At 67.2% G+C, this 17,877-nt stretch carries 17 protein-coding genes; 7 read left to right on the top strand and 10 right to left on the bottom strand.

What is annotated here, in order from left to right:
- Positions 1-3 precede the first annotated feature (3 nt).
- The gene (locus V6D91_RS07220) at positions 4-1,434 is read right to left on the bottom strand and encodes an RtcB family protein (protein ID WP_347319092.1); all 1,431 of its coding nucleotides are present in this window, start codon (positions 1,432-1,434) and stop codon (positions 4-6) included.
- Between the two features lie 22 nt (positions 1,435-1,456).
- The gene (locus tag V6D91_RS07215; RefSeq protein ID WP_347319091.1) at positions 1,457-1,879 is read right to left on the bottom strand and encodes an archease; all 423 of its coding nucleotides are present in this window, start codon (positions 1,877-1,879) and stop codon (positions 1,457-1,459) included.
- Positions 1,880-2,034: 155 nt separating this feature from the next.
- On the opposite strand from V6D91_RS07215, the gene V6D91_RS07210 reads away from it, so the two are divergent.
- A complete protein-coding gene (locus V6D91_RS07210) occupies positions 2,035-2,592 on the top strand; it encodes an HPF/RaiA family ribosome-associated protein (RefSeq protein WP_347319090.1) in 558 nt (185 codons plus the stop codon).
- On the opposite strand, the gene V6D91_RS07205 is transcribed toward V6D91_RS07210, so the two are convergent.
- The gene (locus V6D91_RS07205) at positions 2,580-2,870 is read right to left on the bottom strand and encodes a DUF504 domain-containing protein (RefSeq protein ID WP_347319088.1); all 291 of its coding nucleotides are present in this window, start codon (positions 2,868-2,870) and stop codon (positions 2,580-2,582) included. The two genes, V6D91_RS07210 and V6D91_RS07205, sit on opposite strands and share 13 nt — an antisense overlap.
- Positions 2,871-2,904: 34 nt before the next feature.
- Here V6D91_RS07205 and V6D91_RS07200 point away from each other — a divergent pair, with 34 nt between their 5' ends.
- A complete protein-coding gene (locus V6D91_RS07200) occupies positions 2,905-3,522 on the top strand; it encodes a phosphoribosyltransferase (RefSeq protein ID WP_347319085.1) in 618 nt (205 codons plus the stop codon).
- A 39-nt stretch (positions 3,523-3,561) separates the two neighbouring features.
- On the opposite strand, the gene V6D91_RS07195 is transcribed toward V6D91_RS07200, so the two are convergent.
- The 3 genes from V6D91_RS07195 to V6D91_RS07185 form a co-directional block, all read right to left on the bottom strand.
- The gene (locus V6D91_RS07195) at positions 3,562-3,834 is read right to left on the bottom strand and encodes a type II toxin-antitoxin system RelE/ParE family toxin (RefSeq protein WP_347319083.1); all 273 of its coding nucleotides are present in this window, start codon (positions 3,832-3,834) and stop codon (positions 3,562-3,564) included.
- The gene (locus tag V6D91_RS07190; RefSeq protein WP_347319081.1) at positions 3,818-4,042 is read right to left on the bottom strand and encodes a DUF6290 family protein; all 225 of its coding nucleotides are present in this window, start codon (positions 4,040-4,042) and stop codon (positions 3,818-3,820) included. The genes V6D91_RS07195 and V6D91_RS07190 overlap by 17 nt, the downstream gene beginning before the upstream one ends.
- Positions 4,043-4,147: 105 nt before the next feature.
- A complete protein-coding gene (locus V6D91_RS07185; RefSeq protein WP_347319080.1) occupies positions 4,148-5,713 on the bottom strand; it encodes an AAA family ATPase in 1,566 nt (521 codons plus the stop codon).
- 63 nt (positions 5,714-5,776) lie between these two features.
- Between V6D91_RS07185 and mrcB the strand changes: the two genes are divergently transcribed.
- From mrcB to V6D91_RS07165, 4 genes are all read left to right on the top strand, one after another.
- On the top strand, positions 5,777-8,107 hold the full coding sequence (gene mrcB / locus V6D91_RS07180) for a penicillin-binding protein 1B (RefSeq protein ID WP_347319079.1): 2,331 nt from the start codon (positions 5,777-5,779) through the stop codon (positions 8,105-8,107).
- Positions 8,104-8,739 (top strand): tetratricopeptide repeat protein, encoded by a 636-nt coding sequence (locus tag V6D91_RS07175; RefSeq protein ID WP_347319077.1) that lies wholly within the window; start codon positions 8,104-8,106, stop codon positions 8,737-8,739. Before mrcB ends, V6D91_RS07175 begins: the two co-directional genes overlap by 4 nt.
- Positions 8,740-8,746: 7 nt before the next feature.
- Entirely contained in the window at positions 8,747-10,663 is a 1,917-nt protein-coding gene (locus tag V6D91_RS07170) for an ATP-dependent DNA helicase (RefSeq protein WP_347319075.1), read from the top strand.
- A 97-nt stretch (positions 10,664-10,760) separates the two neighbouring features.
- The gene (locus V6D91_RS07165; protein ID WP_347319073.1) at positions 10,761-11,258 is read left to right on the top strand and encodes a Dps family protein; all 498 of its coding nucleotides are present in this window, start codon (positions 10,761-10,763) and stop codon (positions 11,256-11,258) included.
- Between the two features lie 4 nt (positions 11,259-11,262).
- On the opposite strand, the gene V6D91_RS07160 is transcribed toward V6D91_RS07165, so the two are convergent.
- A complete protein-coding gene (locus V6D91_RS07160) occupies positions 11,263-12,441 on the bottom strand; it encodes a glycosyltransferase (protein ID WP_347319071.1) in 1,179 nt (392 codons plus the stop codon).
- A 98-nt stretch (positions 12,442-12,539) separates the two neighbouring features.
- Here V6D91_RS07160 and V6D91_RS07155 point away from each other — a divergent pair, with 98 nt between their 5' ends.
- The gene (locus V6D91_RS07155) at positions 12,540-13,532 is read left to right on the top strand and encodes a zinc-binding dehydrogenase (RefSeq protein WP_347319069.1); all 993 of its coding nucleotides are present in this window, start codon (positions 12,540-12,542) and stop codon (positions 13,530-13,532) included.
- 37 nt (positions 13,533-13,569) lie between these two features.
- Here V6D91_RS07155 and V6D91_RS07150 read toward each other — a convergent pair whose 3' ends face one another.
- The 3 genes from V6D91_RS07150 to V6D91_RS07140 all read right to left on the bottom strand — a co-directional run bounded on the left by V6D91_RS07150 (position 13,570) and on the right by V6D91_RS07140 (position 17,848).
- On the bottom strand, positions 13,570-13,932 hold the full coding sequence (locus tag V6D91_RS07150) for a PilZ domain-containing protein (RefSeq protein ID WP_347319068.1): 363 nt from the start codon (positions 13,930-13,932) through the stop codon (positions 13,570-13,572).
- Between the two features lie 2 nt (positions 13,933-13,934).
- Positions 13,935-15,797 (bottom strand): DUF1631 family protein, encoded by a 1,863-nt coding sequence (locus V6D91_RS07145; RefSeq protein ID WP_347319066.1) that lies wholly within the window; start codon positions 15,795-15,797, stop codon positions 13,935-13,937.
- An 80-nt stretch (positions 15,798-15,877) separates the two neighbouring features.
- Positions 15,878-17,848, bottom strand: a complete 1,971-nt coding sequence (locus tag V6D91_RS07140; RefSeq protein ID WP_347319064.1) for a monovalent cation:proton antiporter-2 (CPA2) family protein — start codon at positions 17,846-17,848, stop codon at positions 15,878-15,880.
- Between the last annotated feature and the right edge of the window lie 29 nt (positions 17,849-17,877).

The raw sequence follows: 17,877 nt of genomic DNA, 5'->3' as shown, positions 1-17,877 counted from the left end.
CCCTTAGCCCTTGATCACGATCATCGGCTCGACCTTGCAGACCAGGCGCGCAAGGCCGGCGTGATGGGCGGCCCAGACCACGTCCGTGACGTCCTTGTAGGCGCCCGGGGCCTCCTCGGCCACGCCGCGCAGGGAGGGGCTGCGCACCAGGATGCCGCGCGCGGCGAGTTCGTCCTCGACCTGGCGGCCGCGGAACGCGTGGGTGGCCTGATGGCGGCTCATGCTGCGCCCCGCACCGTGGCAGGCCGACCCCCAAGCCTTGCGCATGCCCTCCTCGGTGCCGGCGAGGATGTAGGAGGAGGTGCCCATGGTGCCACCGATCAGCACCGGCTGGCCATGCGGGCGCAGGGGGTCGGGCAGGGCCGGGTGGCCCGGGCCGAAGGCGCGCGTGGCACCCTTGCGGTGGACGTACAGCATGCGCTTCTGGCCGTTGACCATGTGCTCCTCCAGCTTGCAGGTGTTGTGCGAGACGTCGTAGAGCAGGTCGAGCCGGGCGCCGGGGAAAAATTGGGCGAATACCTCACGGGCGAGGTGGGTAAGGATCTGGCGGTTGGCCAGCGCGCAGTTGATCGCCGCGCGCATGGCGCCGAGGTAGCGCTGGCCGACATCCGACTTGATGGGTGCGCAGGCGAGTTCGCGGTCCGGCAGCACGATGCCGTAGCCCTGCGCGGCCAGGGCCATGCTCTTGAGGAATTCGCTGCCGATCTGGTGGCCCAGCCCGCGCGATCCACAGTGGATGCTGACCTTGATGTCGTCCACGCGGATGCCGAAGGCGGCGGCGAGGGTCTCGTCGTAGATCTCCGTGACGTGCTGCACCTCAAGGTAGTGGTTGCCTGAGCCGAGGGTGCCCATCTCGTCGCGCTGGCGCTTCTTTGCCTGCGCCGAGACTTGTTCGGGGTCGGCACCGGACATCTGGCCCATCTCCTCGATGTGGGCGAGGTCCTCCGGCACACCGTAGCCCCGCTCCAGCGCCCAGCGCGCGCCGCCGCGCAGCATGGCGTCCATCCCGGCATCGTTCAGGTGGATGGCGCCGGTACTGCCCACGCCAGCCGGGATGCGGTAGAACAGGGCGTCGGCCAGGTCCTTCTGGCGTGCGCGGATGTCTTGCGGATGGAGGCCGGTGTGCAGGGTGCGCACCCCGCAGGAGATGTCGAAGCCGACCCCGCCGGCGGAGATGATGCCGCCCTGCTCGGGGTCGAAGGCCGCCACTCCGCCGATCGGGAAGCCATAACCCCAGTGGGCGTCCGGCATGGCATAGGCCGCCTCGACGATGCCGGGCAGGGTGGCGACGTTGGAGAGCTGCTCGTACACCTTGTCGTCCATGGCACGGATCAGGGCCTCGCTGGCGTAGATGACGCCGGGTACGCGCATGGACCCCGTCCGCGGGATGCGCCAGGTGTAGTGGTCCACCTTCTCGAATTTGCCGATGTCCATGGTGCCCCTCACAAGCGAATGGTCAGACATCCACCACGCATTGAGCGAGCCATTGCCCGTTCTCCTCGCGTACCGCGAGTTCGGTCAGGGTGGCCCCCTTCACCTCCACCACCGGCTGGTGTCGCGCACGGTCCAACGGCTCGCCCCAGGCCGTGGCATGCAGCCGACCATCCTGGATCTCGACCTCGAAGCGGCCAAAGAGCATGTGGCGGGTGGCCATGGTGTAGACCAGGGCGTTGATCCAGTCGTAGAACAGGTAGTCGAGGTCGGCCCCCTCAAGATCGACCGTAACCCTCTCCCTGGACTCGACCGCCCGGGGGTCGACGATGAGCGCGGTCAGCGCGAGCGCCGCCTGGGCAAAAGCCTCGGCCGCCGTCGGCCCCAGTCCACGCACGCCGATGTCGGCGACATGCTCGAAATGTTCCCAGTGTCCGCGCGTGTCCATCGTGGCTCCAGCATGGTTCTTCTCGAGTATGGCTTACGGATGACAAGGCGCAAGGCGGCAACTGAACTTGGCTTCCGCCGTGCCCGGTGCTATTAATTCAACCAAGGATTCATCAAAGGCTTCGCCCGGACATCGGGCATGACGAGGAGACGACCATGCAGCTTCCCCTGCAAATTACCTTTCGCGACATCCCGCCTTCAGAAGCCATTGAAGCCGCCATCCGCGAAAAGGCGCAGAAGCTCGAGCGTTACTTCGATCGCATCACCAGTTGCCGCGTGATCGTCGAGGCTCCGCACAAGCACCATCACAAGGGCAAGCTCTACGAGGTGACCATCGACATCACCATCCCGGGTCACGAGATCGTGGTCAGCCGCGACAACCACGACAAGCACGCGCATGAGGATATCTATGTCTCCATCCGCGATGCCTTCGCGGCCGCCCAGCGGCAGCTGGAGGCCTACGTGGGAAAGATGAGGGGTGAGGTGAAGACCCATGAGATGCCCGCTCATGGCCGCGTGATCGAGATCACTCCCGATCACGGCACCATCCTCACCCCCGACGGGCGCGAAGTCTATTTCCACCCCAACAGCCTGCTGAACGAAGAGTTCGAGGACTTGGAGAAGGGCGCTGAGGTGCGCTTCGCCGAGGAGGAGGGCGACAAGGGGCCGAAGGCGACCACCGTGCACGTGATCGGCAAGCATCACATCGAGTGAGTGGTGTCAGGCCTGGGTGTGGGAGGTGATGGGCGCTGCCAGATCAGTTCCCCATCCCGCCAGACCTCCCGAATGCGATGCAGGGGAACCTCGTGGGGTTCCCCTTTTTCGTCCCACAGGATCACGGAAAAATGCTCGCCTTCGCGCAAAAAGGGCTCGCGCAGATCGCCGTGGACCAGGCCGCCCGCCAGCCGGTCGATGTAGCCCAGCCGGAAACGGGCCGCACCGAAGGCCGGATCCCAATGGATCCGATTCAGCAGCTCGTGGATCGGCATCATCGCTCACCTCCCGTCGTTGCGGAGAATGCATCCCATGAACGTTGAACTGGTCAGCTGGGCGTCCTTCCACCGGCTTGCCCGCGAACTTGCCCTGCGCATCCGCGCCTCCAACTTCCAACCCGACATGATCGTCGCCATCGCACGCGGGGGCGTGGTGCCCGCCCGGGTGTTGTGCGACTACCTCGACGTCATGGACCTGGCCTGCGTCCGCATCGAGCATTACCGTGCCCGCCACAAGGCGCCAGAGGCGCGGGTCAAGCACCCCTTGAGCATCCCCATCGACGGTCGACGCATCCTAGTGGTGGATGACGTCAGCGACACCGGCGATAGTTTCATCGCCGCGCTGAATCATCTGCGCGAAAAAGGCCAGCCCGCCGAGGTGCGTACCTGTGCCCTGCAGCACAAGATCGTCTCCAAGTTCGTGCCCGACTACTACGCGCGGGAGATTACCGAGTGGCGTTGGGTGACCTATCCCTGGGCCGCGATCGAGGACCTCGGGGAGCTGATCGAGGATGGCGGGCTGCTGGAGGCGAGTGTGGCACAGATCGGAGAGGCCTTGCGCGAGCGGCATGGTATCGAACCGTCGCAGGAGCAGATTGAGGATGCCCTGGCGGCCTTGAATCTGAAGCAGGGTGTGGATTCGTGGAGATAGGAGGGGAAGGCTAGCTGAGATCGTGGGTAGGCCGTGCCATCAACGCTGGTATACATTCCTGCGGTTGCCGATGCGCACGATGAGGATACGTAAAACGTCATCTTCGATGTTGGCGATGATGCGCCAGTCACCCACGCGGTACTTCCAGAAGGCTCCCAGCTTGGAGCCCTTGAGGGCCTCACCGATGCTGCGCGGGTCATCAAGCTTGGCAACTCGTTCACGCAAAAAAGTAGTGATGCGCTTGGCAACCGTCTTGTCCAGCGCGGCCAAGTCCTTCTTGGCCTTGTCGTCGACCTCAATCCGCCAAACCAAGATCGCGTTCCACTTCTTCCAGCGTGTAGGTGCGGCTATGGCCTGCACGAATGTCGCTCAGGCGTTGCTCGGCAAGATGCAAATCTTCAAGGTCATCCAAGTACTCAAGGATGGCCTCACGGGCATGGAAAGTCTTCGTGCGTCCCGTGGCCTTGGCCAGGGCCTCGAGGCGCGCCTCCACCTCGGGAGGAAGTCGGATGGCAAGCATGTTCAGGCTCCTGATCTTGCGATGCCAAACGAATATAGCATGGCCCCCAATCGCCAGGTTTGCCCTCAGGGGGGCATGCGAAGGCATGCCACCTCTGCCGTGGCGTTAGCCCATCCCAAGGACAGGCAGCATTTCCGCAATTTGCCCCTCCGCCGGCGCATCGCAACGCATCGGTAGGGCGAGGCGCTTTTCCCCGTCGTCCAGGGGCTCGGCACGTTGTTGCTGGGCGGTGAGGACCTCCAGCGTGGCCTCGGACGGGTCGCCGCCGGCACGGGTGCGGGCGAGCAGGCGTTGGCGCAGGGTGTCCTCGGGGCAGTGCATGGCGAGGATGTGGAAGGGCGCGCCTAGCCTTTCGGCCAGTGCGCGGGCGGCCTGGCGTGGAGCGGCCGCAAGGTAGGTGGCGTCGAGGATGACGCCAAAGCCGGCCTGGATGACCTCTTCGGCCAGAGCCAGCAGGCGGGTGTAGGTCTGTTCGGTCGCCTGCGGGCTGTAGCGCCCGGCGAAGAGCCCCTCCTCGCCGCGCTCCGGGAAGAGGCGCTGGCGTTCGATGTCGGAGCGGATGCGGATCAGGCCCCTGCTCTCAGCCAGGATCAGGGCGGCGTGACTTTTGCCGCTCCCGGAATAGCCGTGGGTGATGAGAAGCTGTGGTTGGCCGGGCTGGGTGTAGCGCTCGGCCAGGTCGACGTAGCGTGCATAGCGGGTTCGGGCCTCCATGATCTGCTCCGGCGTGCCGCCGAAGGCGACGCCGAGCAGGGCGACTTTGGCGCGGACCATGGCGCGGTAAGTCTGGTAGAAACGCAACAGGGCCAGCCCCGCATAGTCGCCGGTGTGTTCCAGATAGCGGTTGAGCAGGCGATGGGCATGGGCGGGCAGGCCGCGGTCCTCCAGGTCCATGAGCAGGAAGGCCAGCTCGCTCATCACGTCGATCCAGCGGAAGCTGTCGTTGAACTCGATGGCGTCGAAGATGACGATGGCATCGTCCACCAGGGCCATGTTGCCGAGGTGCATGTCGCCGTGCAGTTCGCGCACGAAGCCTTCCCGCTTGCGGGTGGCAAGGGTGGACGCAAGGCGCGCGTAGGCGGCCTCGGTCCACAGGCGCAGACGCTCGAGCTGTTCATGGCGTGGGGCATCGTCCGGATCGAGCAGTGGCTTGATCTGCTCGAAGTTCTGCGCCATCGGCGCATACACGGTCGCAGGCTCGCCCAGGGGGCTGTCCATGCCGACGCGGGGCGCGGCGGCATGGAAGGCGGCGATGCGGTCGGCCAGCTCGTCCATGCGCGCAAGCGGCAGGCCCTCGCGGGTCAGGACCTGATCGAGCTGGGCGCCGTCCGGGAAGCGGCGCATGACCACCGCCGCCTCGAGCACCTCGCCTTCGCCGTCGAGCCTCGGGGCCTCGGGTGTGCCGCGAATCAGCGCCACGTCAAGATAGAGTCCGCCGCCCAGGGTGCGATTCAGGCGCAGTTCCTCATGGCAAAAGTGGATGCGCTGGGCCAAGTCAGTGAAGTTCAAAAAACCGAAGTCGACGGGCTTCTTCAGCTTCCAGGCGCGGTCTCCCGCCAGGATGACCGAGGAGATATGCGTCTCGACCAGGCGCGCGGCCGGATCCTGGGTCTGGAGTTGCTGGAGGAGGGCGGCAACGAGGGTGCGGTGCGCATCGAGGGCGGCGGACATGGTGGGTTCACATAAGTTAATATGCCGGAAGCATAAATCAGCACGCCTATTGCATCCATTCCCATGACCTCCCGCCGTTCCCGGCCCGCCCATGCCCGCTCGGGCATCGTTGCCTTCTTGCTCAAGCTGGCCCTTGCCCTCCTGCTTGTCGGCGGGCTGCTGCTGGCACTGTACGCCACGCATCTCGATCGCCGCGTGCAGGAGCGCTTCTCCGGAAGCCTGTGGGCCCTGCCGGCTAAGGTCTATGCGCGGGCGATGGAGTTGTGGGTCGGTCTGCCGCTTTCGCCCATCCAGCTCGAGCGCGAGCTGGGCCGGCTGGGCTATCGCCAGACGGACGGCCATCCGCAGCCTGGTGAGTACCGCAAGGCAGGTGTGGACTTCGAGGTGTATGCCCGCCGCGCGCAGCATGTGGACGGTGAGGAGCCAGAACGGCTGCTGCGCATCCGCTTCGATGGCAACCGTGTCGCCGGTCTCTGGGATGAGGCGCGCAAGCCGGTGGACCTGGCCCGTCTCGACCCGCCGGTGATCGGCAGCTTCTATCCGGACAAGCAGGAGGATCGTGTCCTGCTCCGCCTGCAGGACACCCCGCCGCTGCTGGTTCAGACCCTGCTCGCGGTGGAGGACCAGTCTTTCTTTGAGCATCACGGCGTCAACCCGTGGGCCATCCTGCGCGCGATGGTGGTCAACATGGTCAGCGGCCAGCTGACCCAGGGCGGCAGCACCATCACCCAGCAGCTGGCGAAAAACTTCTTCCTCAGCAACGAGCGCACGATCTCGCGCAAGCTCACCGAGCTGATCATGGCCATCGAGCTGGAGTGGCACTACAGCAAGGAGCAGATCCTCGAGGCCTACCTGAACGAGGTCTGGCTGGGGCAGGACGGCAACCGCGCCATCCACGGCTTTGGCCTCGCGAGCGAGTTCTACTTCGGCCGTCCGCTGAGGGAACTGGACCCAGACCAGCTCGCCCTGCTGGTCGGCATGGTCAAGGGGGCGTCGTACTACAACCCGCGCCGCAACCCCGAGCGCGCGCTCGAGCGGCGCAACGTCGTGCTCGGCGTGATGGCCGAGCAGGGCCTGATCTCGCCGGACCAGCGCGACATACTCCGCCGGCAGGACCTGGGCGTGAGCAAGACCGCCGGCGGGGGGCAGGGGCTGCAGCCGGCCTTCATGCAGCTGGTGCGTCGGCAACTCAAGCAGGAATACGATGAGCAGGCGTTGCGCACGCTGGGCCTGCGCATCTACACCACGCTCGACCCGGAGGTGCAATGGCAGGCCGAGCAGGCGGTGGCGGCGCAGCTTCCGCAACTGGAGAAGGCGCGCAAGCTGCCGGCTGGGAGCTTGCAGGCCGCGGTGATCGTCACCGAGCCGACCTCGGGCGAGGTGCTGGCCGTGGTCGGCGACCGAGAACCCCGTTTCGAGGGCTTCAACCGCGCGCTCGACGCGCGCCGCCCAATCGGCTCGCTGGTCAAGCCCGCCATCTATCTGACGGCCCTTGAGCAGCCGCAGCGCTACGGTCTTGGCACTCTGCTCGAGGATGCGCCACTCACCCTCGAGCAGCCGGGCAGTCCGCCCTGGTCGCCGGAGAACTACGACCGCGAATACCGAGGCCGGGTACCGCTGTTCCGGGCCCTCGCGCACTCGCTCAACCTGCCGGCGGTGAGGGTGGGGCTGGACCTTGGGGTGGACAACGTCGCCTCCACCCTGCGCCGCCTGGGCGGCACGCCGCCCGACAAGCCGACCCCGGCGATGATGCTCGGTGCGGTCGAGATGGCCCCGCTCGAGGTGGCGCAGATGTACCAGACCCTGGCCGCAGGCGGCTTTCAAACCCCGCTGCGCGCCATCCGCGGGGTGCTCGATGCCGATGGTCGCCCGCTGGCCCGCTACGCCCTGACGGTCCGCCAGGCGGCCCAGCCCGCACCGGTGTTCCTCGTCACCACCGCGATGCAGGGCACCGTGCGCGAAGGCACGGCGGCCGCCCTCGGCAAGGCCCTGCCGGGGCTGCAGCTCGCGGGCAAGACCGGCACCACCAACGATATGCGCGACAGCTGGTTCGCCGGTTTCTCGGCCGACCGTTTGGCCGTAGTCTGGGTGGGGCGTGACGACAACCAGCCGACCAAGCTCACCGGTGCCAGCGGCGCCCTGCCGATCTTCACCCAGCTGATGCGCGCCCTGCCGCAGCAGCCGCGCTCCAACCAGGCCCCGCCGGGGGTGGAGTGGGTCTCCATCGACCCCAGCACCGGGCTGCTGGCCCCACCCGGTTGTCCGGGCGCGGTCACGTTGCCCTACATCGAGGGCACCGCGCCGCGCGAAATGAGCGGCTGTGGCGAGGCGCCCGTCGAGCAGGGCAGCCATGAAGAATCCCTGATCAACTGGTTCAACCAACTGCTGCAATGAACATCACCCGCCTGACAGCTCTCGCCACCGCTGCTCTCATGTTGGCCGCCTGTTCCTCCGCGCCTTCGGTGCGTAAGGAGATCGAACAGCCCGTGGCCAAGCCCAAGCCCCTGCCTGGGCCCACGGCCACGGCGCCCAAGGAGCCGGTCGTCCGTACCCTGCCGGGAGAGGGCATGAAGGAGACCCCGCTGACCGTCAAACCGTTGCCGCAGGCGGCCCCGCCCGCCGTACCGGCTGCGCCGCTCACGCCAGCCATCGAGCGGGCGCCGATGGCCGAGCTCCCGCCGCCGGCGCAGCCGGCCCCAGCCTCATCCCCCGCCCCGGCCGCAACCCAGCTCGCCCTCGCCACACCCGCCCCCAGCGGCGGCCCGGCGGTGATGGCGCTGACCAAACGGGCCGAGGAGGACATGCGCGCGGGGGATCTCTCGGGTGCAGCGGCCACGCTGGAGCGCGCCCTGCGCATCGAGCCGAACAATGCCGGCCTGTGGTCGCGCTTGGCCGAGGTGCGCCTGCGCCAGGGCGACAAGGCCCAGGCCGAGCAGCTGGCGCTGAAGTCCAGTGGCCTCGCGGCCGGCAACGCCGCGCTCAAGGCCCGCAACGACCAGATCATCGCGCAGGCGCGCGCGCGCTGAGTCTGGCATGCGCCCCTCCGAGCTCCTCGGCCCGCACGGCCCCTTCACCGAGCAGAACCCCAGTTTTGCGGTGCGCGAGTCGCAGGGCCGCATGGCGGATGCGGTGGAGGAGGCGCTCGAGCAGCAATCCACCCTGGTGGTGGAGGCGGGCACCGGGGTCGGCAAGACCTTCGCCTACCTCGTCCCTGCCATGCTCCATCCGGGCAAGGTGATCATCGCCACCGCCACCCGCCACCTGCAGGATCAGCTGTTTCTCAACGACCTGCCTCGGGTCAAGGCCATCCTGCGCGCCAGCCGCGACGTGGCCCTGCTCAAGGGGCGGTCGAACTACCTCTGCCGCTACCGGCTGGAGGGGGCGAAGACGCTGGAGTTCATCCGCTCTGGCGAGCTGCGCGAGCAGCTGCGCACCATCGACGCCTGGACGATGCGCACCCAGAGCGGCGATCTTGCCGAATGTGTGGGCGTGCCGGAGGGCTCGCCGATTCTCGGCATGGTCACCTCGACCACGGACAACTGCCTCGGAAGCGACTGCCCCAACTTCCAGGACTGCTTCGTGTTCGAGGCCAGGCGGCGGGCGCAGGAGGCAGACCTCGTGGTCATCAATCACCACCTCTTCTGCGCTGACGCCCAGCTGCGTGAGGAAGGCTTCGGCGAGTTCCTGCCGGAGGCCGACGCATTGATCTTCGATGAGGCGCACCAGTTGCCGGAGATCGCCAGCGCCTTTGCCGGGCAGACGCTCACCTCGCGCCAGCTGCTCGACCTTGCGCGCGACACGCTCAACGAACAGCTGCGCGACGCGCCGGAGATGGGCGCACTGCGTGATCTGGCCGGCGCGCTGGAGAAGGCCGTGGCCGATTTCCGCCTCGCGTTCGAGTTGCAGCCCCCCCGTGATGCCTGGAGCGCGGCGCGCGACAAGCCCGTCCTGATCGATGCCCTGCATGCGCTTGAGTGCGCCCTGACCGCGTTGCGCGAGGGGCTTGCCCTTGCCGCGCCGCGCGGCAAGGGGTTGGAAAACGCGCAAAAGCGCGCCGAGGCCGCGCTTGCCCTGTTTGCCCGCTTCAGTCAGGCCGAGAACGCCGAGGAAGTGCTCTGGTACGAGCTGAGCGCGCGCGGTTTCGCCCTGCACGTTACGCCGCTGGATGCCGCCGCCGGACTCGCCCGCGCGCTGCACGGACGACCGCGCGCGCTGGTGTTCGCCTCCGCCACCCTCACCGCGCAGGGGCGGTTCGAGTTCTTCACCCGCCGGGTGGGGCTCGGCAAGGAGACGGTCACGCTGCGCCTCGACAGCCCCTACGACTACCCGCGCAACGCCTTGCTCTACCACCCGCCCAATATGCCGGAGCCGAACAGCCCGGCCTACACCCGCGCCGTGGTCGAGGCGGCCTTGCCGGTGCTTGCGGCTAGTGGTGGCCGCGCCTTCCTGCTGTTCACCAGTCACCGTGCCCTCAAGGAGGCGGAGCAGCTGCTGCGCCACCACCTGACTCACCCCATGCTGGTGCAGGGCGAGATGCCGCGCCATCGGCTGATCGAGCGTTTCCGCGAACTCGGAAACGCCGTTTTGCTTGGTACGCAGAGCTTCTGGGAGGGCGTGGATGTGCAGGGCGAGGCGCTCAGTCTGGTCATCATCGACAAGCTCCCCTTCGCCATGCCGGATGACCCGGTGCTCAAGGCGCGCATGGACGCGATGCGCAAGCAGGGCCTGGAACCCTTCGTCCACCACCAGCTGCCGCAGGCCATCCTGACCCTCAAACAGGGGGCGGGACGGCTGATTCGCGGCGAGCAGGATCGTGGGGTGCTGATGTTGTGTGACCCGCGCATCCGCAGCAAGCCTTATGGCAAGCAGTTCCTCGACAGCCTGCCACCCATGCGGCGCACGCAGTCGCTGGAGGCGGTGCGCGCCTTCTTCGGCAAGCCTGCTGAATGATAGAAGCCGTCAATGCCCCGCATTGAAACAAACCACTGCAGGCGGGCAGGGCATGGTCTAAGGTTATTGGCACCACCTCACCAGAAGGAGATGCACCATGGCCAAGAAGAAAAGCATGACCCTCGGTCCCATCAACATCGGCCTGGATGACAAGCAGCGTCAGGCCATTGCCGGCGGACTCGCCCGCCTTTTGGCTGACTCCTACAGCCTGTTTCTGATGACCCACAACTTCCACTGGAACGTGGTTGGCCCGCAGTTCAACGCCCTGCACACCATGTTCGAGGCGCAGTACACCGAGCTGTTCACCGGCATCGACGAGATTGCGGAGCGGATCCGTTCCTTGGGTGAACCGGCCCCGGGCACCTTCAAACAGTTCGAGAAGCTGGCCTCGTTTGGCATCCCGGAAGGCACGCTGGATGCGCATGGCATGCTCATCGAGCTGGTCAAAGGCCAAGAGGCCGTGGTGCGCACCGCGCGTGACATCCTGCCGGTGGCCGAGAAGGCCAACGACCAGCCGACCATCGACCTTCTGACCCGGCGCATGGAGACCCACGAGAAGAACGCGTGGATGTTGCGCTCCATGGCGCAGGAGTGAGGGCCTACGCCGGCGGGCTCGACCTGTTTAGGTTGCGTCCGATCAGCTGCTCATAGAGCTCCACCAGCCGTCCGGCCACCCGCTCTTCTCGCCAGGCTTCGGCGGCCAGCACGGCCTTGGCTGCAAGCTGGGCGGCTTGGTGCGGGTGGTTCAGCAGTTCGAGCACGCGCGCGGCGAACCCCGCCGGCTCATGCGGTGCGACCAGTCCTCCCTCACCCTCCTGCACGATGTCGCGCGTGCCCATTTCTGCCAGGGCCACGACCGGCGTGCCTAGGGCCATGGCCTCGATGAGCACCAACCCCTGGGTCTCGGTGGTGGAGGCGAAGACGAAGGCGTCAGCGGCACGGTACAGGGCCTGCAGTGCGCCATCGCGCGGCAGGTAGCCGACGAATCGCACCTGCTCCTGCAAGCCAAGCAGACCGACCTGCCGGCGCAGGTGGGCCTCGGCTGGGCCCTCTCCGGCCAGCACAAGGCGGGCGTCCGGTCGTTGGACGAGGACGTGGGTGAACATCCCGAGCAGGAACTCGATGTTCTTCTCGAACGCCATCCGGCCGACATAGAGCAGCATCGGCTGATCCGCGGTCAGTCCCAGGGCGGGGCGGGGATCGGGGGCCTCCGGCCCGCGCCAGGCGGTAAGGTCGATGCCGGTCGGGATCACCTCCACGGGGGTGCGTACGCCATAGCGCAGCAGCTGGTCGCGCATGGCGAGGGAGGGGGCGATGAGCGTGTCGACCGCATTGCCCTGGCTCACCGTCAGGCGGCGCGCGGCCAGGCGCAGCAGCGCACCGGGCAGGAAGGGGATGTAGTGCTCCAGGTATTGCTCGAAAAAGGTGTGGTAGGTCTCGACCACCGGCAGCCCCAGCGAGCGGGCCAGGCGCAGGCCGGCGTAGTGCGCGGCGAAGGGGGTGTGGATGTGCAGCAGATCGAACTCTTGGGCGGCGAGGTTTCGGCCAAGCCGCATCAGTTCGCTCCAGCGCATGAGTCGGTCCTCGGGGTCGAACAGCACCCGGCGGCCGGGAATTCTCACCAGGCTTTCGTCGTCCGCGTGAGGCTGGGGATAGGCCGGCGCGATCAGCGTGACCTCGTGCCCGAGCCGACCGAGGGCGCGGCGCGTGGTCTGGATGGAGGTCGAGACGCCGTTCACGCGCGGGAAATACACGTCGGAAACCATCAAAAGGCGCATGGGGCCCCTCGCAGCGCGGGTGTAGCGGGTAAAATCCTGCCATCGTTCCCTTCCGACATGACAGGCGCGTGAACGGCGCCGCTGTAAAGGAGTGACTCATGCGTGCCATGCTGATGACCGCCGCCGGCGGGCCCGAGGTCCTGCAACGGGCGGATGTTCCCGAGCCCGCCCTATCCCGCCCGAGCCAGGTGAAGGTGCGCCTGCGCGCAGCCGGGGTCAACCCCATCGATACCAAGCTGCGTGCCCGGGGAGTGTTCTATCCCAACGCCCTGCCGGCCATCCTCGGCTGCGACGGGGCGGGCGAAGTGGTCGAGGCTGGCGCGGAGTCCGGTTTGGCTCCTGGCGATCGGGTAGCCTTTTGCCATGGCGGGCTGGGTGGGGCCCCGGGCAACTATGCCGAGTACACCGTGCTCGAGGCCGCCGAGACGGGCCTCATCCCGGATGGGGTGAGCTTCGAGCAGGCGGCAGCCTTGCCGCTGGTGCTCATCACCGCCTGGGAGTCCTTGTATGACCGCGCCCGCCTTCAGGCGGGTCAGACCGTGCTCGTCTTGGGTGGGGCGGGCGGGGTGGGACATGTCGCCATCCAACTGGCCAAGCTTGCGGGAGCGCGTGTTCTGGCCACCGCAGGCACGCCGGAGAAGGCTGCGTTCGTGCGCATGCTGGGGGCGGACGAGGCCATTCTTTACCCCGAAGAAGACTTGGTCGAGCGGGTGATGCGCCTGACCGGTGGGCGTGGTGCGGACGTGGTGTTCGATACGGTGGGCGGGACGTCGTTCAACCAGGGGATCGCCTGCACGGCCTACGCCGGCGATGTGGTGACCTTGCTCGAGCCGCCGGCGGACGCGCCATGGAAGGAGGCGCGCAGCCGCAACCTGAGGATCGGCTTCGACCTGATGTTGACGCCGATGCTGCAAGACCTGCCCGAGGCGCGCGCCCACCAGGTCGACATCCTGCGCCAGGGGTTGGGCATGCTGGCCGATGGCCGGCTCACGGTGCATGTCGGGGCGGTCCTGCCGCTCACGGAGGTGGCCGAGGCGCATCGGCGGATCGGCACGGGACATACCCAGGGTAAGATCGTCCTCGTGCCCTGAATGGGACATTTCTTGGCCCAATGGCCGGGGCGGTGCTTCAGTCCGCGTCGAGCGACAGTTTGATGCCGGCCAGGGGCATGAGCAGGGCTTTCCAGTCTCGACCGTCGCCGCTTCCCGCCTCAATGGCGACGCCCAGGCTGTAGCCCGCACCCACGGCCTCGCACCAGCGGATCTGGCCGCGCAGGAGAAAGGTGCCGGGTTGGCTCGCCAGGCGGAGCCAGAGCTGGACGGGGCGCCCCACGGCGAGGGAGCGGTCGGCGGAGAGGCGCAGTCCTTCCGCCGAAATGTCGAGTGTCTGGCAGGGGAAGGTCACCTTCGGCTCGTCCAGTGTGCTGACGAAAAGGGCGTCGGAATACGCCCGCCTTGGCTGCTGACGGCGTTCGATGTTCGAATGGCTCATGCTCAACGACGCTCCGTACCGGGTAAAGAGGTGGAGATATGCTGCCGTAATTGCCTGAGGGCATGGGCGTGACGTTCGTCCTCGAACACGGGGTGCGAGCGTCCGGCCAGCACGTCGTCGATGAACTGGCCGATGGGGCGCTCCAGCACCGGCTGCTCCAGCCGGTCGGCGAACACCAGCACGCCCAGGGTCGTGTCCACATGGTAGGCCTTGAGGCGGCGCGGAACCTGGCCCTCGGCGACATGGACGAGGAACCAGTCCCCGGGCTGAAAGGCCATGCGGATGAATTCGTCCACCACGCGCTGGGGCAGGGCGAGGGAGGGCTGCGGCAAGGCGGGGGGCTGCGCAGGCGGTGGGCTTGATTCGGAGGCGGGTGGGGCTTCAGCCTCCGGTTTTTGGGTTTCCGGCGCTGTGCTCTCCAGGGCCTGGCGCAGTTCCTCGAAGGTCTTGTGGAAGCCTCTCTGCTCCAGGCCGTGACGTCTGAGGGTCTCTTGCATCCTCTGCAGCAGGGGCTCCACGCCTTCCGGACGGCCCGCATCCCCAGCGGCCGATAGACTTACCAGCTCCCGCATCATGCCGTGGGCTTGCTCCCAGTCGTCGCCCTGCGGGCCCGTTCGCTGGGCAATCAGCAGCATCAGCGGCCCCCAGGTCTGCAGTAGGAAGGTGCGCAAGGGCTGCGGAACCGTGCCATGCGATGCCAGGGTGGTGTGGATGGCCTGGGTGGCCGCGGTGCGGGCCTCGTTGAAGCTCACCACGGGGGTACGGTGCGAGGCAGCCCGCTCCATGGCCGGGGCGATGTCGCGCGGTAGGTACTCCGCGGTGCGCAGTTTTTCCAGCGCTGTGGAGAAGATGCCGAGGTCGTGGGCGAAGTCGCTGCACAAGCTGCCGATGATGCGCTCCACGCGTGGCCGCCATGGGGCCTGTTCGGCATTCGGAGCCCGCGCCAGATCGACCAGCCGGCTCCATAGCTGGCGCACAGGATGCTTGACGTCGTGCAAGACCTCGCGGTCAAGCAGGGCGGCCTTCATCAGCGGCAGGTGCATGCGCAGCAACATGCTCTTGAAGCTGAGGGAGAGGCCGGGATCGGTCACGGCGTCGTAGACCATGAGGCCCATCAGGTCCATCAGGCGTTGGAGCTCGGGGGCGAGGGCGACGTCGTGCGGCAGCTCGGGTATGCCGCGGAGCTGGTGCAGTTCCGTGACTTGGTCGGGGATCCGGCTGCAGACGCGCGACTGAATGGCATCCAGATGGGCGAGCAGGGCGTTGCGCTCCATCACCCCGGTGGCCGTATGGTCGACCGTCTCGCCCGGGGCGTGTCCCTCGCCCGCGCGGCTGTGCGGTTCAAGAACCTGTTTGATGCGTTGGTACATCTCGTCCATGGCCGGGACGAGCAGCTGGTCCAGCAGGCGGACCAAAAGCAGCTGGACGGGGGGAGGGGCGGGCTGTTCGGCCAGATAGGCCGCGATGGCCGAGGTGAAGGCCTGAGGCCTGAGGTCGTCCATCGAAAAGGCCGCTTCGGCACCGGCGGCCTGGAGGCCCCGCTCGATGGCGGCGAGCGCCTCGAAATGCACAGCTTCTGCATGGACGGCGAGCCGGCCAAGGGCCTGGCTCACCAGCGGGTCCACTTCCGCGTCGGCTTTCCCGCCTTCCCACTGCTCCGCAAGATGCCGGGTGATGGCCTGGGCGCCGTCGCTCCGGAGGCTGCGCAGATAGCGCAGCGTATCCAGATGCAGGTCGACCGCACTCCCTTCGCTCGACTGTCCCGCAAGGGCGAACAGGAGTTCCTCGGCTTGCAGGAGGATCGCCCCGAGGGCGTCGCGGAAGGCTGTGAGACACGCTTGGCGCAGAGGGGTGATCGGGTTCATGCATGCGCTCCCGCCCGAGCAGGCTCGGCGTCAACGATGCGCACGGTGCTCCATGGGCTGGATGCGGTATGCATGATCAGTCATTGCCCTCCCAGCAGATGGGCCTCGGCCCGTTCAAGTTCCTTCTCGGTTCCGTAGAGGATCAGGGTGTCATCCGCCTGGAGCACCGTGGTCGATTCTGGCATGTCCCCCTTGATTCCGCCACGGCGGATGGCGTCGGGCAGGACATCCAGTCCGGCGAGGGCCTCGCCAAGGGTGCGCCCCACGGCCCAGGCCCCGGGGGGAAGGGTGATGCTGGCGAGCGAGCCGCGCAGGGCATTGGCGGCATCCACGGAATCGCCGCGGCCCTGGAAGATGTGGCGCAGCAGGCTGTAGTGGTCGTGGCGGATGCGCTGGGCCCGGTGCAGCGCGCGCCGCATCGGAACGCCCAGGCGGGTGGTCAGGTGGGCGCCCAGCATGAGACTGGCTTCGAAGGCATCCGCCACCACCTCGGTCGCCCCCGCCCGGAGGAGGTCGTCCATGCGGTTGATGGACAGCACGCGCACGAACACCGGCAATTCCTTATATTGGAGCCGGACCACGTTGAGGGTCTTGAGTGCCGCCTCGGCATCGTGATGGGTGATCACCAGCGCGCGTGCCTTGTCGATGCCGGCAGCGCGCAGCAGGTCGATGTGGGTGGCGTTGGCGAAATGGACGTTGTAGCCCGCGCGCTGGGCCTTCTGGATGATGTCGGGATCGACCTCGAGCGCAATGTAGGGGATGTCCTCCTGCTCGAGCAGGTAGGCAAGGTTCTGTCCCACGCGGCCGAAGCCTGAGAGGATGACGTGCCCCGTGAGTTCGGCGCTCTGCTGGGCGATCTCCTCGCGCCGTTCGACATAGGTCTGCCGGTAGCCGCGGATCAGGGCCTTGGTGATGCGGCCGTTGTAGCGCACCAGGAAGGGGGTGGCGACCATGCTCAGCAACACGGTGGTGAGTACGACCTGCACCGCCTCGTGCGACAGCAGGCTGCCGCGCGAGGCCAGCGCCAGCAGGGCAAAGCCGAATTCCCCGCCCTGTGCCAGCACAAGGCCGGTGCGCAGGGCCACGCCCGGCTCCTCGCGCAGGGCGACGCCCACGCCGAAGATGATCAGCGTCTTCATCAGCACCATCAGCACCAGCAGGCCGAGGGCGCTCGGCAGGATATGGGGCAGGGCCTGCATGTCGAGTAGCATGCCGATGGTGATGAAGAACAGGCCGAGGAGGACGTCCTGGAAAGGGCGGATGTCGCTCTCGATCTGGTGGCGGTAGGCGGTCTCGGACAGCATGATCCCGGCGAGGAAGGCGCCGAGTGCCATCGAGAGGCCGGCCGCATGGGTCAGCGCGGCGGAGGAGAGGGCCACCAGCAGCACCGCCAGGGTGAACAGCTCCGGCGAACGTGCCTTGGCGATCTCGTGAAACAGCGGGCGCAGCAGCCAGCGTCCGGCGGCGAGCAGGAGGCCGGTGACCAGCACACCCTTGCCCAGGGCGATGGCCATGTCCTGACCGATGTGATCCCCCCCTGCGGCCAAGGCCGGGATCAGAATCAGGAACGGGATGACCGCGAGGTCCTGGAACAGCAGGATGCCGATCGCGGCCCGTCCGTGGCGGGAGTTGATCTCCAGTTGTTCGGTCAATAATTTGATGACGATGGCGGTGGAGGACATGGCCAGCACGCCGCCGACCACCAACGCCCCGGGAATGGAAAGCCCCAAGGCCCAGGCCGCACTGCCCGCGACCAGTGCGGTGATTGCCACCTGCGCGCCGCCCATGCCCAGCACCGCGCGCCGCATGGCGACCAGCCGGGTCAGCGAGAACTCCAGGCCGAGGGTGAACAGCAGGAAGACCACGCCGAATTCGGCCAAAAATCGCGTATTTTCGGTATCCGGCACCCAGCCGAGGGCATGCGGTCCGACCAGCGCGCCGACGCCGAGATAGGCGAGGAGGGGCGGCAGGTTGAGGCGGCGAAAGAGGGTCACCGCGAGCACGGAGGCCGCGAGTAGGAGGAGGACGTCGGTGAGGGGGCTGTGATGCATCGCTTGAACTTATCGGTGCGCGCAGGTCT

Source organism: Thiofaba sp. EF100, assembly GCF_039822285.1.
GTDB lineage: Bacteria > Pseudomonadota > Gammaproteobacteria > Halothiobacillales > Halothiobacillaceae > Thiofaba.
Note: the sequence above shows the minus strand (reverse complement) of the source record. Positions and strands in the feature narration are given on the sequence as shown.

Excerpts from the sequence above, each read along its gene's own strand:
- V6D91_RS07165 (WP_347319073.1), top strand. The coding sequence starts at position 10,761 with ATGGCCAAGAAGAAAAGCATGACCCTCGGTCCCATCAACATCGGCCTG.
- V6D91_RS07170 (WP_347319075.1), top strand. The coding sequence starts at position 8,747 with ATGCGCCCCTCCGAGCTCCTCGGCCCGCACGGCCCCTTCACCGAGCAG.
- V6D91_RS07160 (WP_347319071.1), bottom strand. The coding sequence starts at position 12,441 with ATGCGCCTTTTGATGGTTTCCGACGTGTATTTCCCGCGCGTGAACGGC.
- V6D91_RS07140 (WP_347319064.1), bottom strand. The coding sequence starts at position 17,848 with ATGCATCACAGCCCCCTCACCGACGTCCTCCTCCTACTCGCGGCCTCC.
- V6D91_RS07220 (WP_347319092.1), bottom strand. The coding sequence starts at position 1,434 with ATGGACATCGGCAAATTCGAGAAGGTGGACCACTACACCTGGCGCATC.
- V6D91_RS07215 (WP_347319091.1), bottom strand. The coding sequence starts at position 1,879 with ATGGACACGCGCGGACACTGGGAACATTTCGAGCATGTCGCCGACATC.
- V6D91_RS07200 (WP_347319085.1), top strand. The coding sequence starts at position 2,905 with ATGAACGTTGAACTGGTCAGCTGGGCGTCCTTCCACCGGCTTGCCCGC.
- V6D91_RS07190 (WP_347319081.1), bottom strand. The coding sequence starts at position 4,042 with ATGCTTGCCATCCGACTTCCTCCCGAGGTGGAGGCGCGCCTCGAGGCC.
- V6D91_RS07210 (WP_347319090.1), top strand. The coding sequence starts at position 2,035 with ATGCAGCTTCCCCTGCAAATTACCTTTCGCGACATCCCGCCTTCAGAA.
- V6D91_RS07155 (WP_347319069.1), top strand. The coding sequence starts at position 12,540 with ATGCGTGCCATGCTGATGACCGCCGCCGGCGGGCCCGAGGTCCTGCAA.
- V6D91_RS07175 (WP_347319077.1), top strand. The coding sequence starts at position 8,104 with ATGAACATCACCCGCCTGACAGCTCTCGCCACCGCTGCTCTCATGTTG.
- V6D91_RS07205 (WP_347319088.1), bottom strand. The coding sequence starts at position 2,870 with ATGATGCCGATCCACGAGCTGCTGAATCGGATCCATTGGGATCCGGCC.
- V6D91_RS07150 (WP_347319068.1), bottom strand. The coding sequence starts at position 13,932 with ATGAGCCATTCGAACATCGAACGCCGTCAGCAGCCAAGGCGGGCGTAT.
- mrcB (WP_347319079.1), top strand. The coding sequence starts at position 5,777 with ATGACCTCCCGCCGTTCCCGGCCCGCCCATGCCCGCTCGGGCATCGTT.
- V6D91_RS07185 (WP_347319080.1), bottom strand. The coding sequence starts at position 5,713 with ATGTCCGCCGCCCTCGATGCGCACCGCACCCTCGTTGCCGCCCTCCTC.
- V6D91_RS07145 (WP_347319066.1), bottom strand. The coding sequence starts at position 15,797 with ATGAACCCGATCACCCCTCTGCGCCAAGCGTGTCTCACAGCCTTCCGC.